The following is a 19,243-nucleotide window of genomic DNA, read 5'->3' on the forward strand; positions in this document are numbered from 1 at the left end:
GGTACTTTCTGTGCTGGAAAAATAGGGTTTGACATGCTGAATAGCCGGTGAATCCGGTCTGAAAATAAATCGCGCAACCGGATAGCGGGGTCCGGGGTCTAATCTAATGAACTTGAGTCACTCCCAGAGAGTGAGGTGAGTTATGAAACCTATCCTGCTGGCCGGCGTGGCTGCTCTGCTGCTGGCATTCAGCATGCCCTCGTTGGCCGATGTCGGTATCCGGTTGCATATCGGCGGTATCCTGGCCGAAACCGAACACGGGGTCGTGACCCTGGGGATCGGCTACAGCAACTACCCCTATTACGGGCACTATCGTGGCCGCCATTATCTACCGCGCCACTCTTACCACCATCGCCACTACTACCACCCTCGCCATTATCGCCCCTATCGGCACGGTTACTACCGTTATCGCTACGGCAAACCCTATGGCCTGCATCCGAAGCATCATCGCCATTTCGATAAACCCCGGCACCGCCTCCACAGACAGCACCGCTATCCGCCGTCCCGGTCGCTTCGCTCCCACCCCGGGCGGGACAATCGTCACCACCGGCACTGATTGGTAACGCCCGCGCAAGAAAAAATGCCCGTACGATGCGGGCATTTTACTTTCCTGGCTGAAACAGCTTCATCGGATACGAGCCTTTTGTCCGGCTACGACCTGTTGCAGGCTTTCGGACCGTGGAGGCGTGGTTGAGGGGATGAAAGAAAGTAACTATTGATCCAGATCGATAGAGAGGTGATTTAGTACCAAAACGCCACTAAAGGGTTATTGAGTGGCTATTAACGGCTGCATAGTATCAAGCCAACGGCGATCGTTTGTTTCGCTACCTGGAAAGGCGGTTTAAATCCGGTGTAATCGTTCGTCAAAAGATCATATATAACAAATAACTACAAAAAGAACTGGGTGGCGGTGAGAGGTAGGGCTGTTCGATCTGGCAGTTCTGGTCATGGCTATCGCATCGCGTAAAAGGGGGCAATATGAGTGGGCTGTACGCGCTCTATCAGGCGATCGAGCGGACCTTCTTCAACTCGCTGACCAAGAAAATCGTCGGCAACGTTATCTTCCTGTTACTGCCGCTGCTGGTGATGTTGATCTACAGCTATCTGACGCTGACCGAGGTCGATGACGCGCTGAAGGCGACCGGACTGGCAAATGCGCATATCGCCGAGGTGCAACAGGGGCTGGATGCGCTCTGGCATGCGATCCTGGTAGCGGCGGTGGTGATGGTGCTGGTGGGGGGCTTCACCATCGGCTTTATGCGGCATCTGTTCCTGGCTCCGATCAAGCAGATGATCGAGGTGCTGAGTGCAATCAAGGACGAAGGCGGCGATATATCGGCGACTCTGCCGGCCTACACCTTCGATGAGATCTCCGAAATGGCGCGCAGCTACAACAGCTTCTCCGATCAATTGAAGCGGATGATCGCCGAAACCCGCCGGCGCAGTGTGCAGGTTGGGGTTGAGGCGGCCAGGCTGCAGCGGGTGCTGCAGAAGGCGCATGGCACCGCATCGGAGCAGGAGCAGCAGGCCCAGCAGGTATTTGTCGCCAGTCAGGAAGCCAACACGGCAATCACCGATATCAGCGACAGCACCCAGGCGATCAGCGGGCAGAATGGCAGCAACCTGATTGAGGTGCGGACCTCCCACAGCGAACTGAGCAAGGTCCGCGAGCAGGTGGAAGCGATCCGCGAACAGGCCAGCCTGTTTCAGGATACCGTCAACCACCTGAGCCAGAATTCCGCCAACATCACCAAGATCCTGCAGATGGTGCAGGAATTTTCGGAACAGACCAATCTGCTGGCGCTGAACGCCTCCATCGAAGCGGCCCGGGCCGGCGAGGCGGGGCGCGGCTTTGCGGTGGTGGCTGATGAGGTACGCAGCCTGTCCCATAAGGTCAGCTCGGCGACCCAAGAGATCGACAGCAATATCACCGAGATGTCGGCACTGGTGCATACCACCCGTCAAAGTGCCGACAATATCCTCCAGTACGCAGAGAATACCGAGTCCTTTATTGGCTCCACCCATCAGCAGTTCGCCCGCCTGGTGAGCGATTTCGAAGCGGTCAACGACCGGCTCAGCGGTATCAGTGCCGCGCTGGAGGAGCTATCGCTGACCAATAACGAGTCGCATGGCCACGTTCAGGGGATCACCCGCCAGGCCGGCGAGATCAAGGATGAGATGGACCAGTCGCAGGTGTTTTTCCTCGATCTGGGGCGTGCCACCGAGGAGGCACAGGAGTTATTGTCCCATTTCGTGATCGGCTATGGCGGTTTCGAGAACATGCTGCACAAAGGGCAGGACTGGGCCGCGCAGGTGATGCAGCAGCTGGAGGCGTTGGCCGGGCAGGGCTGCAACCTGTTCGATTTCAACTATCGGCCCACCAACCCGGGTCAGCAGCCGGAGAAGTTCGATACCAGTTATGTCGACCGATTCGAGCAGTGGATGCAGCCGCTGTTCGACAGCTTCATCGCCGAACGCAGTGACTTCACCTACGCCATCGCGGTGGACCGCAACGGTTATGCACCGGCCCATCATAAGAAGGTTTCGGCGCCACTGAGCGGCAACTTCGACGAGGACAATGCAAAAAGCCGCCACCGCCGGATCTTCTTCGGCAGCCGTGCCGAACAGCGCCGGGCGACCAATACTTCGCCGTTCCTGCTACAAACCTTTGTGCGTGATACCGGCGAGGTGCTGATCGACCTGTCGATCCCGCTCTACCTCAATGGCCAGCACTGGGGGGCGTTGATCATGGGGTTCGATCCGAACCACCTGCTGGAACAGCAGGATTGAGCGTCGGAGTGCAGTAAACAAAAACGGAGCCCGTGGGCTCCGTTTTGTATCTATACGCTGCTAAATGCTCAGGAGTGCTGTTCCAGGAAGCTCGGGTCCAGCTTCAGCTCTTCGTTGCTGTTGACCGTTACGCCGCGGGCCTTGATGTTGGCGGCGATCTGTTTGGCTTCCTCCAGCGAGTGCATGCTGTAGGTGCCGCACTGGTACTCGTTCAGTTCCGGAATCTGGCCCTGGTTCTCAACCTTTTCCACATCGTCCATCGCCGCCAGCCAGGCGTCCGCCACCTGCTGTTCGTCCGGGTTGCCGATCAGGCTCATGTAGAAGCCGGTACGGCAACCCATCGGCGAGATGTCGATGATCTCGATCTTGTCGCTGTTCAGGTGATCGCGCATAAAGCCGGCAAACAGGTGTTCCAGGGTGTGGATACCGCGCTCGCTGAGAATCTCCTGGTTCGGCAGGCAGAAGCGCAGGTCGAATACGGTGATGGTATCGCCGCCCGGAGTGGTCATGGTTTTGGCGACCCGTACCGCCGGGGCTTCCATGCGGGTGTGGTCTACGGTAAAGCTGTCGAGCAGGGGCATGGCCGATCCTCGTGAATCTGTGGAAAGTTAAATGTATAGCCTAATTATCCCAATGGGGCTGTGACAAAGACAAGCTCCGGTCGAAAACAAGCCTTCTGCCCGGGCCTGACTGGCTATGTTGTGCACAGCCCGATGCCGGCTGGGTAGAAAATCGACGTTCTGTTACAGGCTAGTAATAATCGGCGCTAGCGCCGCTTGCCCGGAGCTTATCCAGCAGGTTATCCACAGATTCTGGGGGTAAGCGGGCTGCCCCGTGAATCAGGGCTTTAAAGGGGTCCCAGTTTATTCAGCAGTTTCTGTAGCGGCAGTTCAAGCTGGCGGCCAAGCTGCTTGAGCGGTTTTTGCAGCCGGCGTGGCTGGATATTCGGCAGTCCGCCCTTGAAGGCAAAGGCGATCAGGTTGCCGCCCTCAATCGGGCAACCCAGCAACGCGTCGCCGAAATGTTCGCTGAGCCGTTGCAGGGCCAGCGGATGGCGGGCCCGGCCGTCATCCCACAGGTTCAATACCAGGATGCCGTCGTCGGCCAATGCATGGTGGCAATCGGCCAATAACTGCGACGATAGTTGAACCTCCTGCATGCCGTCGTCCAGATAGATATCGGCGAACAGCAGTTCGCAGCTGGCGGGCCGGTGTGCCATGTAGGCGGCAGCATCCTCGATACGGCAGTGCAATCGCTCGCTACGGGGCAGGGCGAACCAGTGATGAGCGGTTTCGACCACCTGGGCGCGCAGTTCGACGGCGGTAATCCGGCAATCGGGCAGCGCCCGCAACAGCGCCGTGGCCAGGCTGCCGCCGCCCAGTCCGAGCATCAGTACCTGTTGCGGATTGGGCTGGAACAGTAGCGCTAGCAGCATCGCCTGGGCGTATTCGTACAGCGGGCGGTAGGGACGGTTCAGGTCGACGGCGCTCTGCTCACCGCCATCGCCGAAGGCGAGGTAGCGGATCTCGCCCTGCTGAAGCACGTAGATCGGCCCCCATTCGTCGTAGCAACGATGGACTTCGGTGGCGAGTGGATGGATCTGGGTCATGACGAGTGCGGCTGGCGGCTGCGTTCAGCGGCAGTGTAGAGGGCTAAGCGGGCCGGCGCCAGCCGCGCCGGTCAGGAGAGTACCGGCGCGACCAGCTCGATCAGCTGGTTCTTGTTGTTGATGTTCAGCTTGCGGTAGACGTTGTTGACGTGCTTGATCACCGTATGGTGACTGATCTCCAGCTGCTGGGCCACCTTCTTGTAGGAGAGGCCGCGCGCATAGTGTTCCACCACCCGCTTTTCGGATGGGGTCAGTTGGGCCAGTACGCCGCGGTCGCGCAAGCTGAGGAATTCGGCATTGCCGGCCAGCGAACGGCGTTCGATGCTGAGATTGCCCAGGTGCGGTTCTCGCTGCTCAAGGGCAGCGACCATCTCGTCCGGCAGTTTGTCGTCGACCGGGTGGTCAACCTGCTGAGCGACAAAGCTGCGGAAATTATCCGAGCAGTAGCGGATGTAGTACTGGGTGTCGACGATCGCCCAGTGCTGGTCGCTATCCAGCTCCTGGCCCTGCTTGATCTGGGCTCCCAGGTGGTAGGCCTGCACCAGGTGCGGGCAGATCATCTCGATGCAGCTGCGCTCCATCTCGCTGAAATCCGGTTCATTGGCGTGGCGTAAGATGGAAATCACCGACACGTCGGTAAAGCCGACCCGGCGGATCATGGTGATCAGTCCGGCACGGATATTCAACCGACTACCGATCTCGCTTAGCACGTTGTCTTTGTCGATGTCCTTCAGGATGTGGCGGTCGATGTTGACGGTGGTGCCGGGCTGCTCCGCCAGCTCTTCTGCAATGGCGCCCTGGAAGTAGATCGGCGAGAACCCTTTCTGATCCGTTGGCAGGTTGAACATGCAGTGGCTGTATACGTCGAAGCCGCCCTCGCTGTTCAGCCGTCCGACACTCCATTTGCCCGCATCGAAGGTGATGTAGTCCTGCAGTGTTTCGAACAGTGCTTCCTTCAGTTGACTGGAAGAACACTGATCAACCGTTTTGTAGATATTCAGTATCAGCTGGTTGATCGTTCGTTCCATAACTTGACTCCTGAGGGCGATGGATGAGAGGCCATTATAACCCAGTAAAAAAAACGAAATGTACGGTCGGTGATAAAAATAATCACCGTCATTGATCTCTGTAGCCCGCATATGACAAAGGCTGCAGAGATGTTAGTAGTAATATTAGGGTAGGCTATATAAGTAAATATGTGTTTGAAAATTATTATTGGAAAAGCTCCCTGACCAAGCTTAATAATAATTCAGATTGGGCTTCAGTGATGCAGGAACATAGCCAGGACCCGCCTTTACGCAATTCTTTCACTATCGTTATCCGTCACCAGGCACGGTTCCGAACGGTTGGGGCGGACGGATCGCCGATCGGTTTTCCTTTTTTGGTGTATACCGGCTTGCGCTTCTGGCCCTACAGTCATGCTCTCCCGGCACGCAAACTGCGATCACGGCATTGGGCAATGAAGCTCGCCGGTGCCACCCCCAGGCATCGGAGCAACATGGGAGGATGACGATGAGTTACAGCTATACACGCCGTTACATGGGGCCGGTCAGAGCGGTGGTTTTCGACTGGGCCGGCACCATGATCGATTTTGGATCGCTGGCCCCGGTGACAGCGTTTACCACCCTGTTCGCGGAGCATGGCGTCGAGATCAGTCTGGCGGAAGCGCGTGAGCCGATGGGTGTCGAGAAGCGCGAACATATCGCCCGTCTGCTGGCGATGCCACGGGTACGGGAACGGTGGATCGAGGCCCAGGGGGCGGTGCCGACTGAGACGGATATCGATCACCTGTACCAGGCGTTTATTCCGCTGCAGACGGCAATGATTGCTGAGCGCTCAAACCTGGTTCCGGGGGTCGGTGAGACCCTGGCTTATCTTCATGAACAGGGGATCCGGGTCGGTGCCAATACCGGTTACGCGCGGCAGATGATCCAGCAGATGATTCGGCGGGCCGCTGAGCAGGGCTATTGTCCAGATTCGCTGGTCTGTGCCACCGATGTGCCACGCGGCCGGCCTTATCCGCATATGTTGTGGAAGAACCTGCTGGAGCTGGAGGTGGAGGCGGTCCAGTCGGTGGTTAAGGTGGATGATACCGTCGCCGGTATAGAGGAGGGGCTGAATGCCGGTGTCTGGACTGTCGGGCTGGCGGTATCGGGTAACGAGGTGGGCCTGGACCTGGCGGATTGGCAGGCATTGTCGCAACAGCGTCAGGATGAGCTGCGTCAGCGGGCCTATGACAAACTCCGTCGGGCGGGAGCGCACTTCGTGATCGATACGGTGGCGGATCTGCCGGCGGTGATCGATGCGATCAATGCGCGCCTGGCGGTGGGGGAGCAACCCTGAACGGGCGGTTTGGCCTGGTTGCGCTGGCGGTCGTTAAACAGGGGCATACGGCTGCCGGTCGACAGCCGTAGTCGTCGGGCAGCGGTTACTTCTTCAGCGCCGCGATGACGGATACCTCGACCAGCAGCTCCGGGCGGGCCATACGGGCTTCAACGCAGGCGCGGGCCGGGGCGTGACCTTCCGGTACCCAGGCGTCCCAGACTTCGTTCATTGCAGCGAAGTCTTTCATATCGCGGATGTAGACGGTGGCGGACAGGATGTGCTCGCGGTCGCTGCCGGCCTGTTCCAGCAGGGCGTCAACCTTGTCCAGCATGGTCTGGGTCTGCTCTTTGATGCCGGCATTGGCATCGGCAGCCACCTGGCCACACAGGTAGATGGTGTCATTGTGGATCACAATGCGGCTCATGCGCTGCTTGGTTTCCATGCGGGTGATGCTCATCGGGAGGCCCTCGTTTCGGGTTATGGGTCAATTCTTGGCTAAGGGGAGCATTCTAGCGGCTCCTACCGAACGGACCAGAAAGATAACTTTATTTTTTCGAATAATTGCAGAGAAATACTCTGATATCCGGGAGGTGGTGGAAATAATTTCTGATTTGAAGTGAAGCGAAAGGTGATTTGTAGCAGCCTGCTTTATATGCTCGTGGGTGCTGCGGGCGACCGATCATGGAGTCGACGGCAACCACCGCTGGTTGCGATAAACCCGCTTCTCTAAAGCGGCCCCTAGCCTGTCAGCAAGGGGCCAAGCTGGAGGCTTGTTTGATCGACGCCGGCCGGTCAAGTTCAGTCGCGACCAACGGCGCCAAATCCACCGCACCTCGTACCAGAGCCTGCCCAGACGAGCGAGGACTGTCCGTTGTTCCGTTTACAGCTTGCGCCTTGTCGTTCCCCGAAGGGGATGCAAAAGTCTTGTAGGGTGGGCACGTTTTTTGTGCCCACGCGGTGCTTGTTCAGCTGATGTAGATGTTGCCCGCTAATCCCCGAAGAACCATAAAAAGGCCCCGAATCGGGGCCTTCTAATCAAATCTGCTTTTCAGAATGCTTGATGCTTATCCGTAAAACGCCATCTTCACCACGAACAGAACCGACAGCACGATCAGCGCCGAGTTGAGCTGGTCGAACTTGCCGGTCAGCGCCTTGATCGCGGTGTAGGAGATAAAGCCCAGCGCGATACCGGTGGTGATCGAGAAGGTCAGCGGCATGGTGACTGCGGCGATCACCACCGGTGCGGCTTCGGTGATATCGTCCCAGTCGATCCGTACCAGCGAATGGGTCATCAGCACCGAGACGAAGAACAGCGCCGGCGCGGTGGCGTATGCCGGGATAGCGCCGGCCAGCGGCGACAGGAACAGGCTGCCGAGGAACAACAGGCCGACCACTACGGCGGTTAGGCCGGTACGGCCGCCGGCGGCGATACCGGCGCCGGATTCGATGTAGCTGGTGGTGGTGGAGGTACCCATGAACGAGCCGGCCATGGTGGCGGTAGAGTCGGCCATCAGGGCGCGGCCCAGCCGCGGGAAACGGCCGTCGCGGTCGAGCAGGTTACCTTTCTGCGCCACCGCGATCAGGGTGCCGGAGGTGTCGAACAGGTCGACGAACAGGAACGAGAACACGATGCTGATCAGGCCGATCTGCAGCGCGCCTTCCAAGTCCAGCTGGGCAAAGGTCGGTGCCAGGCTCGGCGGGGCGGAGACGATGCCGTTCAGCTGCACTTCTCCGGCAGCGATACTCAGCACCGTAACCGCCAGGATGCCGATCATCACCGAGCCGGTGACCTGGCGGTAGTACAGTGCGGCGATGATCACGAAGCCCAGGCAGGCCATGATCGCTCCCCAGCTGCCCATATTGCCGATGGTCACCAGGGTGGCCGGATTATCGACCACGATGCCGGCGTTTTTCAGTGCGATAAAGCCGAGGAACAGGCCGATGCCGGCACCGATACCACCACGCAGCGACAGCGGGATGCTGTGGATGATCCATTCACGGATTCTAAAGATCGACAGCAGGAAGAAGCAGATACCGGACAGGAACACCGCGCCCAGCGCAACCTGCCAGCTGTAACCCATCTGGCCGACCACGGTAAAGCTGAAGAAGGCGTTCAGCCCCATGCCGGGCGCCAGTGCGACCGGGTAGTTGGCCCACAGGCCCATCACCAGACAGCCGATTGCCGCGGCGACGCAGGTGGCGACGAAGACCGCGCCCTGGTCCATGCCGGCGGCGGCCAGCATACTCGGGTTTACAAAGATGATGTAGGCCATGGTCAGGAAGGTCGTGAACCCGGCGATCAGCTCTGTCTTGACAGTGGTATTGTGTGCTTTGAGTTTGAAGAGTTTCTCAAGCATCGACATCGTTCCTGTTGCGAGAAAAGCGGCGGATTTTATAGAAAAAAACGGCGGTTGAACACGCTTTGATCAGTTCGGTGAGCAGAAAACCGAAGGGCTGTTGATGGGGGACACAAGTGGCTTTTCGGTGTTTGCTGTTGGTGGTTCAAAAGGCTGGTTTGACGAATCGTCACCATGGTCGGCTGCAGACGAAATATCTGCTTCCGGGCCGGCGTCAAGGGCGGAGGCCTGTCGCCGGATTGCCGGACCACGCGGGGTACGTGCCCCCTATGGTTCTGTTAACTCAAAACTGTTAACGCCAGACTGATAAAAAAGCCCGGCGCGAAGGCCGGGCTTTGTCGATCACTGTCTTGATCCGAAGGCGAAACCTTACAGGCCCAGCTTCTTCTCCAGGTAGTGGATATTGACGCCGCCGCGCTGGAAGTTTGCATCGCGGGTGATGTCCTGATGCAGCGGGATGTTGGTACGGATGCCGTCGACCAGCATCTCGTCCAGCGCGTTGCGCAGGCGGGTCAGCGCGGTTTCGCGATCTTCCGCGTAGCTGATCAGCTTGGCCACCAGCGAGTCGTAGTGCGGCGGTACCGTGTAGCCGCTGTACAGGTGCGAATCGACGCGGATGCCGATGCCGCCCGGGGCGTGGAAGTGGTTCACTTTGCCCGGACTCGGCATGAAGGTTTTCGGATCTTCGGCGTTGATACGGGCCTCGAAGGAGTGGCCCAGCACCTTGATATCTTCCTGCTTCAGCGACAGCGGCAGACCGGAGGCGATGCGCAGCTGCTCCTTGACGATATCGACACCGGTGATCATCTCGGTCACCGGGTGTTCCACCTGGACACGGGTGTTCATCTCGATGAAGTAGAAACTGCCGTCTTCGTACAGGAACTCGAAGGTGCCTGCGCCACGGTAGCCGATCTCGATGCAGGCATCGACACAGGATTGCAGCACCTGGGCGCGGGCGTCCGGATCCAGATGCGGTGCCGGCGCTTCCTCGACCACTTTCTGGTGGCGGCGCTGCAGCGAGCAGTCGCGGTCATACAGGTGAACCGCATTGCCCTGGCCATCAGCCAGAACCTGTACCTCGACGTGGCGCGGGTTCTCGAGGAACTTCTCCATGTACACGGTACCGTCGCCGAATGCCGCTGCGGCTTCCGACTGGGTCACGTGCACCGAGTTGATCAGCGATGCTTCGGAGTGCACCACCCGCATACCGCGGCCACCACCGCCGGCCGCGGCCTTGATGATCACCGGATAGCCGATCCGCTTGGCGATCGCCCGCAGCTTGTTGTCGTCATCCACCGGCAGCGGGCCGTCGGAGCCCGGTACTGTCGGGACGCCGGCTTTTTTCATCGCTTCGATCGCGGAGACCTTGTCGCCCATCAGCCGGATCACATCGGCGGTCGGGCCGATGAAGGTGAAGCCGGATCGTTCCACCTGCTCGGCGAAATCGGCGTTCTCCGCCAGGAAACCGTAGCCGGGGTGGATACCCATGGCGTCGGTTACTTCTGCGGCGCTGATGATCGCCGGGATGTTCAGGTAGCTCTTCGGCGACGGCGCCGGACCGATGCAGACCGCTTCGTCGGCCAGACGCACGTGCATCAGGTCTCGGTCTGCCTGGGAGTGGATCGCCACGGTCTTGATGCCCAGCTCCTTGCAGGCGCGCAGGATGCGCAGGGCGATCTCGCCGCGGTTGGCAATAACTACTTTATCCAGCATCTTCTGCACCCCGCTTAAACGATGGTGACGAGCGGCTGATCGAACTCTACCGGCTGACCGTCTTCCACCAGGATCGCTTCCACCACGCCGGCGCGGTCCGCTTCGATCTGGTTCATCATCTTCATCGCTTCGATGATGCAGATGACATCGCCGACCTTGACGCTCTGGCCTACTTCAACGAAAGCCGGAGAACTCGGCGACGGCGCACGATAGAAGGTACCGACCATCGGTGAACGAACCGCATTTTCGCTGCTGGCCGCGGCCGGGGCGGATTCGCTGGCAGCCGGTGCCGGCGCTGCTGCCGGAGCTGCCGGCGCGGCCGGGGCGTAGGCAATCGGAGCCGGTGCGGCAATGACGGAGCCGCTGGCACCACGGCTGATGCGTACGGACTCTTCGCCTTCTTTGATCTCGATCTCGTTGATGTTGGATTCTTCCAGCAGCTCGATCAGCTTCTTAACTTTACGGATATCCATCGCTATTCTGTTCTCTTTGTAGGTGTTCGCTGTCAGTCAATCCGGCCGAGTGCGGATTGCAGGGCAAATTCATATCCCTGGGCACCCAGCCCGCAGATCACTCCGACCGCTTTATCGGAAAAATAGGAGTGCTGGCGGAAGGGCTCCCGGGCGTGCACATTCGAGAGGTGTACCTCGATAAAGGGAATATCCACCGCCAGCAACGCATCGCGAATGGCGACGCTGGTGTGGGTGAACGCCGCCGGGTTGATGATGATGAACGCGACCTGCTGCTGACGGGCAGCGTGGATCCGTTCGATCAGCTCGAACTCGGCATTGCTCTGAAATGCGTCCAATGCATGACCGGCCTGTTGTGCCTGCTCGAACAGCGCCTGATCGATGTCGGCCAGCGTGGTCGAGCCGTACAGCTGTGGTTCGCGGGTGCCGAGCAGGTTCAGGTTGGGGCCGTGCAGGACAAGAATTTTTGCCATAAGACAGTGCCTCGTTCGGGGCGCTAAACGCTCTTATTGTGGCGGTTGCCGGTGGTCGAAAAGGCGTTAGTTTGCCCAAAGCGGCTTTTGATGTCCATATGATGACATTTTTTTGTTGGTTGACGTCACTTTAGCCGTAGATGGCAGCCAAATCGCGCTAAAAAATGCCTAAAGTATGGCCGGTTTTTGCATGATTTCCAGGCCGTCATGCGGTTTTTTGATAGTTGGCTTCAATATTGCCGTATTTCGCGACCAATAGATTGACGTTGGTAGCATAATTGGTGATATTGCAATGCAGCATTTCGATGCTTTCAGCGCATTCAGCAGGCAATCAAGGGGGGCAGAATGACAAGGCGGGTGGTGTTCAATCAGAAGGGCGGGGTCGGCAAGTCCAGTATCGCCGCAAACCTGGCGGCGATCAGTGCCAGCCGGGGCCATAAGACGGTGTTGATCGACCTGGACCCGCAGGGCAATGCCAGCCATTACCTGATGGGCGAGGCTTACAATGAGGCGGCGCCGGATATCCGCGACTTCTACGAGCAGACCCTGAGCTTCCAGCTCAAGCCCAGTCAGCCAACCGACTTCGTGCATGCCACCGCGTTCGACAACCTGCATGTGTTGCCGTCCAACCCGGATTTGGGCGAGCTGCAATCCAAGCTGGAGTCCAAGCACAAGATCTATAAGCTGCGCGATGCGATCAACCAGCTGGCCGAGCAGTTCGATACCATCTATATCGATACCCCGCCGGCGTTCAACTTCTTCACCCTATCGGCACTGGTGGCCGCCGAACGCTGCCTGATTCCGTTCGATTGTGACGAGTTTGCCCGCCAGGCGTTGTACAGCCTGCTGGCCAACCTGCAGGAGACCCGGGTCGACCATAACGAACAGCTGCAGGTGGAGGGGATCGTGGTTAACCAGTTTCAGCCGCGTGCCAGCTTGCCACAGCGGATCGTTGCCGACCTGCAGGCCGACGATCTACCGGTGCTGAACAGCCGCATCTCCTCGTCGGTCAAGATGAAGGAGTCGCACGCCCGCTGCTGTCCGCTGGTCCACCTGGCGCCCAAACATAAGCTGACCCAGGAGTTCGTCAGCCTCTATGAGGAGTTGCAGGGGTAAGAGTTAACAGTTGAGAGTTAACAGCATTGAGTTGGTAGAGGACAGCGGAAACTTACAAATCACTGTCCACTCCAAACTGTTAACTCAATACTTCCCACCGCGTATACTTCGCCGCCATGTACGATGAACAATTTTTGATCGATCAGCGCTGGATGGAATATGCGCTGCAGTTGGCCGAGCGCGCCGCGGAGGCAGGCGAGGTGCCGGTCGGTGCGGTACTGGTGCACCAGGGGGAGGTGATCGGCGAGGGCTGGAACCGGCCGATCAGTGGCCATGACCCCAGCGCCCATGCCGAGATCATCGCCCTGCGCGATGCCGCCCAGCGACTGCAGAACTACCGCTTGGTCGACAGCACTCTCTACGTCACCATCGAGCCCTGCACCATGTGTGCCGGGGCGATCGTCCATGCCCGGGTGGCGCGGGTGGTGTTCGGAGCTTCCGAGCCCAAGGCGGGGGCGGTGATCAGCAACGGTCAGCTGTTCGATCAGCCCTGGCTGAATCACCGGGTAACCTACAGCGGTGGGCTGCTGGCCGACGCGTGCAGCGAGCGGATCAGTGCCTTTTTTCGCCAGCGTCGGGCGCTGCAGAAACAGCAAAAAGCCGAGCGTCGGGCGGCTGACCCGGCAGACGGGCAGACTGTTGGCGAACCCTCAAAGGAATAGTCGAGTACCTCTGATCAGCCTGTTGTTTAGCCGGCCGTTATAGTGCCTTCGGGATGCGGTCCACCGACTGGCCCTCGGCGATGGTGGTCGGCAGGGCGGGCTTGTCGTTGTTCGGTTCGTTCCCGCTTTCTTCCGGGCTGCGCATCTGGGCAACCCGGCTCTCCCAGGTCAGTAGTTGCAGATACTTGCGGATGTTGCGCACATAGATCACCGGTTCGTAGCCACGGGCATAGCCGCGCCGCACGGTGCTGTAATACTGCTCCTTGGTCAGCAGTGGCAGGAATTCGCGCACGTCCACCCAGCTATCCGGGTTCTTGCCGGCCCGGGCGGTCAGGATGCGGGCATCCTCCAAATGGCCGAAGCCGACATTGTAGCCGGCCAGTGCGAACCAGATCCGGTCAGGGGCCTGGATTCGCTCGGGGATCTTCTGCATCACGCTTTGCAGATACTTCGCTCCGCCCAAGATGCTTTGTTTAGGATCGATACGGTTCTTGACGCCTACTTCCTTGGCCGCCGCATGGGTCAGCATCATGATGCCGCGCACCCCGGTGGGGGAGACCGCTTTCGGATTCCAGTGCGACTCCTGGTAGGCGACCGCCGCCAGCAGTTTCCACGGCAGGCCGGTCTCCTTCTCCGCCTGCTTGAACCACTTTTCGTATTTCGGCAACCGCTGCTCGAGGTCACCCTTGAAGGTGACCGTATCGAAGAAATTGAGCTGGTTATGACGATCGAAGTACTTGGTCTTCAGCTTTTCGATCAGCGCCTGGGTACTCTCCAGCGCGAAAAAGGCATTCAGCGCCTGCTTCAGAGAATCGTCGTGGTGGCGAGCCAGCATCCAGGCCACCTGCTGCGGCGGGGCCAACTCGAAGGCTTTGTTGAGGCCGGGAAAATAGCTTCTCTGGGCATCGAACAGGGTGCTGTCCATGACGGTATAGTCCAACTCGCCATTATGGACTTGCTCCATTAGATCGATTTCACTGGCGTTGGCCGGTTCCTGCCAGTCGAGCTTCGGGGCCTGCAATTGCAGTTCGCGCAACAGTTCGGCGTGGCTGGAGTTGGGCAGCACGGACAGGGTGCTGCCGTAGAGGTCTTCCAGTTCGCGCGGCTGCGGATTGCCCTGGCGGACCCGGTAGATCAGGGTGGCGGCACTGGCCAGGTAGGGGGGCGAGAAGTCGAACTCGCGCTGGCGTTCCGGTGTGACGCTCAGGACCGCCGCGGCGATATGGCCGTCGCGATAGCGCAGTCGCTCGATCAGCTCCCCCAGGCTGTCGGCCTGGATCAACTGCAGCTTGACGCCGATATGGTCGGCGAAGGCCTTGCTCAATTCATATTCGAAGCCGGCGGGTCGGCCGTGGTCGAGGAAATAGGTGCTGGGGCTGTTGCGGGTCAGCAGCCGCAACGCGCCGCTCTCCTGGATGATCTCCAGTTGAGTCTTGCTGTTGTAGCTCAGCAGCAGCGGCAGTGAAAACAGCAGCAACAGGCTGACAAAATAGATCGCGGTTTTGCGGCGGCGAGGCGTCGACAACATGATTCCGGCTCATCCATCGGCCTTTCTGGTATCCGACCCTTGATATCGGGTAAAATTCCGGCCTGATTTTCTCCTGTAAACCCCTGCCTGCCCGGCAGCACTCTAGAGGCTCGAAAAGAACATGCTGGTACTGCGTGGAGCACCTGCTCTCTCTGCCTTCCGTCACGACAAGCTACTGTCCCTCATCCAGTCCGAAGTCCCTGCCGTCACCGCTCTGTACGGCGAGTTCATGCACTTCGCCGATGTCGCAAACGCGCTGAGCGACGAGCAGCAGCAGGTTCTGGACCGCATCCTGCGCTATGGCCCGAAGGCTGAGCGGCAGGAGCCGAAGGGCCAGCTGTTCCTGGTAGTTCCGCGGCCGGGCACCATCTCGCCCTGGTCTTCCAAGGCGACTGATATCGCCCGTAACTGCGGTCTGGCCGATATCAAACGGCTGGAGCGTGGCGTGGCGTACTATATTCAGGCATCCGTCGAGCTGGATCAAGCCGCTACAGCGAAGGTCGAAGCCGTGCTGCACGATCGGATGGTGGAAGCGGTACTGAGCGAGCTGGATCAGGCGGCGGCGCTGTTTCGTGCCGAACAGCCGGCCCCGCTGACCACCGTCGACATCCTGGCCGGTGGCCGCGACGCGCTGGTCAAGGCCAATGTCGAGCTGGGCCTGGCACTGGCCGAAGACGAGATCGACTACCTGGTTGCCAGCTTCAACGAACTGGGCCGCAACCCGACCGACGTCGAACTGATGATGTTCGCCCAGGCCAACTCAGAGCACTGCCGCCACAAGATTTTCAACGCCTCCTGGGACATCGACGGGGAAGCACAGGAGAAATCCCTGTTCGCGATGATCAAGAACACCTACGAGATGGGTGGCGAGGGTGTGCTGTCGGCTTACAAGGATAACGCCTCGGTCATCGTCGGCAGCAAGGCCGGCCGTTTCTTCCCGAATCCGGCCAGCAAGGAGTACGGCTACAACCAGGAAGATATCCACATCCTGATGAAGGTGGAGACCCACAACCACCCGACCGCGATCGCACCCCATCCGGGCGCGGCGACCGGCTCCGGCGGCGAGATCCGCGATGAGGGCGCAACCGGCCGCGGTTCCAAACCGAAGGCCGGCCTGACCGGTTTCACCGTGTCCGACCTGAATATCCCAGGTTTCGAGCAGCCGTGGGAATCCAAGTACGGCAAGCCGGAGCGGATCGTCACCGCACTGGATATCATGATCGAAGGTCCGATCGGCGGCGCTGCGTTCAATAACGAATTCGGTCGCCCCAACCTGACCGGTTACTTCCGCACCTTCGAGCAGAAGGTCAACGGTGCCGCCGGTGAAGAGGTGCGCGGTTACCACAAACCGATCATGATCGCCGGTGGCATGGGCAACATCCGTGGCGAGCATGTCGAAAAGGGCGAGATCGCGGTCGGCGCCAAGCTGATCTGCCTGGGCGGTCCGGCGATGCAGATCGGCCTGGGCGGCGGCGCCGCTTCCTCAATGTCTTCCGGCAGTTCCTCCGCCGATCTGGACTTCGCCTCCGTACAGCGCGACAACCCGGAGCTGGAGCGTCGTTGCCAGGAGGTGATCGACCAGTGCTGGCAGCAGGGCGCTGAGAACCCGATCGCTTTCATCCACGACGTCGGTGCCGGCGGACTGTCCAACGCCTTCCCTGAGCTGGTCAAGGACGGCGGCCGCGGTGGTAACTTCGAGCTGCGCAACGTCAACAACGATGAACCGGGCATGAGCCCGCTGGCGATCTGGTGTAACGAAGCCCAGGAGCGCTACGTACTGGCGGTGGAGCCGAAGGACCTGGCCCGCTTCGAGGCGATCTGTGCCCGTGAGCGCTGCCCGTACGCGATCGTCGGTGAAGCGACCGACGAGCACCACCTGACCCTCGGCGACAGCCACTTCCAGAACAAGCCGGTCGACCTGCCGATGAGCGTGCTGTTCGGCAAGCCGCCGAAGATGCACCGCTCCGTCGAGCGCAAGCAGTACCAAGTGCCGGCATTCGATGCCAGCGCCATCGACCTGAAAGACGCTGCCGAGCGGGTGCTGAAGCTGCCGGCAGTTGCGTCTAAATCCTTCCTGATCACCATCGGTGACCGCTCGATCACCGGCCAGGTTGCCCGTGATCAGATGGTCGGCCCCTGGCAGGTGCCGGTGGCCAACTGTGCGGTTACCACCGCGGCCTACGACACCTATGCCGGTGAAGCGATGGCGATGGGTGAACGTACCCCGCTGGCGCTGGTCGACTCGCCGGCCTCCGGCCGGATGGCGATCGGTGAAACCGTCACCAACCTGGCCTCCGCCCGCATTGCCAAGCTGAGCGACGTGCGGTTGTCCGCCAACTGGATGTGCGCCGCCGGCCACCCGGGTGAAGACGAAAAACTGTACGACACCGTCAAGGCGGTTGGCATGGAGCTGTGCCCGCAGCTGGGTATCACCGTGCCGGTGGGCAAGGACTCGATGTCGATGCGCACCGTCTGGAACGACAACGGCGAAGACAAGTCGGTAACTGCGCCGATGTCGCTGGTCATCTCCGGCTTTGCGCCGGTTACCGACGTGCGCAAGACACTGACCCCGCAGCTGCGCACCGACCTGGGCGAGACCGACCTGATCCTGCTGGACCTGGGCAACGGCCAGAACCGTCTCGGCCTGTCCGCGCTGGCGCAGGTCTACAACCAGGTCGGCCAGCAGGTGCCGGACGTGGACGATGCCGAGCTGTTGGCGACCTTCTTCGCCGCGGTGCAGGAGTTGAATGAGCAGGGGCTGCTGCTGGCCTACCACGACCGCGCCGACGGCGGCCTGTTCGCGACCATCGCCGAGATGGCGTTTGCCGGTCACACCGGCGTCGACGTCAACCTGGATATGCTGGCGGGTGACAGCAGCGAACTGGCTGCAGCGCTGTTCGCCGAGGAGCTGGGCGCGGTGGTACAGGTCAAGCGCGACGATCTGCAGACCGTGCTGACCGAGCTGAACGCCGCCGGCCTGGGTGAGATCGCCAAGGTGATCGGTTCCGTCAACCCGGACGACGAAGTGCGTTTCCACTTCGACGAGGAGGAGGTCTACGCCGAGTCCCGTACCCAGCTGCAGCGCTGGTGGGCGGAGACCTCCTACCGGATTCAGGCGTTGCGCGACAACTCCGAATGCGCCCAGCAGGAGTTCGACGCGCTGCTCGACAAGGGCAATCCGGGCCTCAACGTGGCTCTGAGCTACGATCAGAACGAAGATGTGGCGGCGCCGTTCATCCAGACCGGCCAACGGCCGCAGATGGCGATCATCCGCGAGCAGGGCGTCAACGGCCAGATCGAGATGGCGGCCGCCTTCGACCGCGCCGGCTTCGCCGCGGTCGATGTGCATATGAGCGACATCCTGGAAGGCCGGATCACGCTGGACCAGTTCAAGGGCCTGGTGGCCTGTGGCGGCTTCTCCTACGGTGACGTGCTGGGCGCCGGCGAGGGCTGGGCCAAGTCGATCCTGTTCAACAGCCGTGCCCGTGACCAGTTCCAGGCGTTCTTCAATCGCGATGACTCCTTCGCGCTGGGTGTCTGCAACGGTTGCCAGATGTTGTCCAACCTGCATGAGCTGATCCCGGGCGCCGAGCTCTGGCCGCACTTTGTGCGCAACCAGTCCGAGCAGTTCGAAGCGCGGGTGGCGATGGTTGAGGTGCAGCAGAGCAACTCCATCTTCCTGCAGGGGATGGCCGGCTCGCGGATGCCGATCGCCATCGCCCACGGCGAAGGCCGTGCCGAGTTCAAGGATGCTGCTCATCTGAGCGGCCTGCAGGACTCCGGCACCGTGGCGCTGCGTTACGTCGACAACCGCGGCCAGGTAACCGAGAGCTATCCGGCCAACCCGAACGGTTCGCCGGCCGGTATCAGCGGTGTCACCACCGCCGACGGCCGCGTCACCATCATGATGCCGCACCCGGAGCGGGTGTTCCGTGCCGTGACCAACAGCTGGCGTCCGGACGAGTGGCAGGAGGACGGTGCCTGGATGCGGATGTTCCGTAACGCACGGGTCTTCGTCGGTTAATCCGGTAACTACCAGTGCGCGATAAAAACGGCAGCCTTCGGGCTGCCGTATTTTTTGTGTGCGCCAGGCATGGCGCGTAGCGCCTTGACTGGCGCTGTTCCGGTACGCGTGGTGGCGGCCGGATGACTTGGTGGTGAAAGTCCACTGTCGGCCCGGCAAGGGGAACGATTAGCCGA

At 60.2% G+C, this 19,243-nt stretch carries 15 protein-coding genes; 6 read left to right on the forward strand and 9 right to left on the reverse strand.

All coding sequences use genetic code 11. The features are described 5' to 3' along the window. Positions 1 to 142 precede the first annotated feature (142 nt). Complete coding sequence (locus tag K6T12_RS04000) at positions 143 to 556, forward strand: hypothetical protein (protein ID WP_222219697.1); 414 nt, start codon at positions 143 to 145, stop codon at positions 554 to 556. A gap of 422 nt (positions 557 to 978) precedes the next feature. Continuing rightward, positions 979 to 2,790: a methyl-accepting chemotaxis protein gene (locus K6T12_RS04005; RefSeq protein ID WP_222219699.1), complete on the forward strand. Its 1,812-nt coding sequence runs from the start codon at positions 979 to 981 to the stop codon at positions 2,788 to 2,790. A 68-nt stretch (positions 2,791 to 2,858) separates the two neighbouring features. On the opposite strand, the gene luxS is transcribed toward K6T12_RS04005, so the two are convergent. From luxS to K6T12_RS04020, 3 genes are all read right to left on the reverse strand, one after another. Beyond that, positions 2,859 to 3,371, reverse strand: a complete 513-nt coding sequence (gene luxS / locus K6T12_RS04010) for an S-ribosylhomocysteine lyase (RefSeq protein ID WP_222219701.1) — start codon at positions 3,369 to 3,371, stop codon at positions 2,859 to 2,861. 266 nt (positions 3,372 to 3,637) lie between these two features. After that, on the reverse strand, positions 3,638 to 4,399 hold the full coding sequence (locus K6T12_RS04015) for a methyltransferase (RefSeq protein WP_222219703.1): 762 nt from the start codon (positions 4,397 to 4,399) through the stop codon (positions 3,638 to 3,640). 71 nt (positions 4,400 to 4,470) lie between these two features. Beyond that, entirely contained in the window at positions 4,471 to 5,427 is a 957-nt protein-coding gene (locus K6T12_RS04020; protein WP_222219705.1) for a helix-turn-helix transcriptional regulator, read from the reverse strand. Positions 5,428 to 5,911: 484 nt separating this feature from the next. On the opposite strand from K6T12_RS04020, the gene phnX reads away from it, so the two are divergent. After that, the gene (gene phnX / locus K6T12_RS04025) at positions 5,912 to 6,742 is read left to right on the forward strand and encodes a phosphonoacetaldehyde hydrolase (protein WP_222219707.1); all 831 of its coding nucleotides are present in this window, start codon (positions 5,912 to 5,914) and stop codon (positions 6,740 to 6,742) included. 85 nt (positions 6,743 to 6,827) lie between these two features. On the opposite strand, the gene K6T12_RS04030 is transcribed toward phnX, so the two are convergent. The 5 genes from K6T12_RS04030 to aroQ all read right to left on the reverse strand — a co-directional run bounded on the left by K6T12_RS04030 (position 6,828) and on the right by aroQ (position 11,737). Then, the gene (locus K6T12_RS04030) at positions 6,828 to 7,181 is read right to left on the reverse strand and encodes a RidA family protein (RefSeq protein ID WP_222219709.1); all 354 of its coding nucleotides are present in this window, start codon (positions 7,179 to 7,181) and stop codon (positions 6,828 to 6,830) included. Between the two features lie 607 nt (positions 7,182 to 7,788). Next, positions 7,789 to 9,081, reverse strand: coding sequence for an NCS2 family permease (locus K6T12_RS04035; protein ID WP_222219711.1), 1,293 nt, complete (start codon positions 9,079 to 9,081; stop codon positions 7,789 to 7,791). A gap of 369 nt (positions 9,082 to 9,450) precedes the next feature. Next, positions 9,451 to 10,794 carry an acetyl-CoA carboxylase biotin carboxylase subunit gene (accC, locus tag K6T12_RS04040; protein ID WP_222219713.1) on the reverse strand — a complete coding sequence of 448 codons (1,344 nt, stop codon included), beginning with the start codon at positions 10,792 to 10,794 and terminating at the stop codon, positions 9,451 to 9,453. A 14-nt stretch (positions 10,795 to 10,808) separates the two neighbouring features. Beyond that, positions 10,809 to 11,267 carry an acetyl-CoA carboxylase biotin carboxyl carrier protein gene (gene accB / locus K6T12_RS04045; RefSeq protein ID WP_222219715.1) on the reverse strand — a complete coding sequence of 153 codons (459 nt, stop codon included), beginning with the start codon at positions 11,265 to 11,267 and terminating at the stop codon, positions 10,809 to 10,811. A gap of 32 nt (positions 11,268 to 11,299) precedes the next feature. Further along, on the reverse strand, positions 11,300 to 11,737 hold the full coding sequence (gene aroQ, locus K6T12_RS04050; protein ID WP_222219717.1) for a type II 3-dehydroquinate dehydratase: 438 nt from the start codon (positions 11,735 to 11,737) through the stop codon (positions 11,300 to 11,302). Between the two features lie 345 nt (positions 11,738 to 12,082). Here aroQ and K6T12_RS04055 point away from each other — a divergent pair, with 345 nt between their 5' ends. Both K6T12_RS04055 and tadA read left to right on the forward strand, forming a co-directional pair. After that, the gene (locus tag K6T12_RS04055) at positions 12,083 to 12,853 is read left to right on the forward strand and encodes a ParA family protein (RefSeq protein WP_222219719.1); all 771 of its coding nucleotides are present in this window, start codon (positions 12,083 to 12,085) and stop codon (positions 12,851 to 12,853) included. 116 nt (positions 12,854 to 12,969) lie between these two features. Continuing rightward, complete coding sequence (gene tadA, locus K6T12_RS04060) at positions 12,970 to 13,515, forward strand: tRNA adenosine(34) deaminase TadA (RefSeq protein WP_222219721.1); 546 nt, start codon at positions 12,970 to 12,972, stop codon at positions 13,513 to 13,515. A 37-nt stretch (positions 13,516 to 13,552) separates the two neighbouring features. On the opposite strand, the gene mltF is transcribed toward tadA, so the two are convergent. Further along, positions 13,553 to 15,043 carry a membrane-bound lytic murein transglycosylase MltF gene (gene mltF, locus K6T12_RS04065; RefSeq protein ID WP_222219723.1) on the reverse strand — a complete coding sequence of 497 codons (1,491 nt, stop codon included), beginning with the start codon at positions 15,041 to 15,043 and terminating at the stop codon, positions 13,553 to 13,555. A gap of 121 nt (positions 15,044 to 15,164) precedes the next feature. Between mltF and purL the strand changes: the two genes are divergently transcribed. Then, positions 15,165 to 19,067 carry a phosphoribosylformylglycinamidine synthase gene (gene purL, locus K6T12_RS04070; RefSeq protein ID WP_222219725.1) on the forward strand — a complete coding sequence of 1,301 codons (3,903 nt, stop codon included), beginning with the start codon at positions 15,165 to 15,167 and terminating at the stop codon, positions 19,065 to 19,067. Positions 19,068 to 19,243 lie beyond the last annotated feature (176 nt).

Source organism: Marinobacterium arenosum (genome assembly GCF_019795155.1).
GTDB classification, from domain to species: Bacteria; Pseudomonadota; Gammaproteobacteria; order Pseudomonadales; family Balneatricaceae; genus Marinobacterium_C; species Marinobacterium_C arenosum.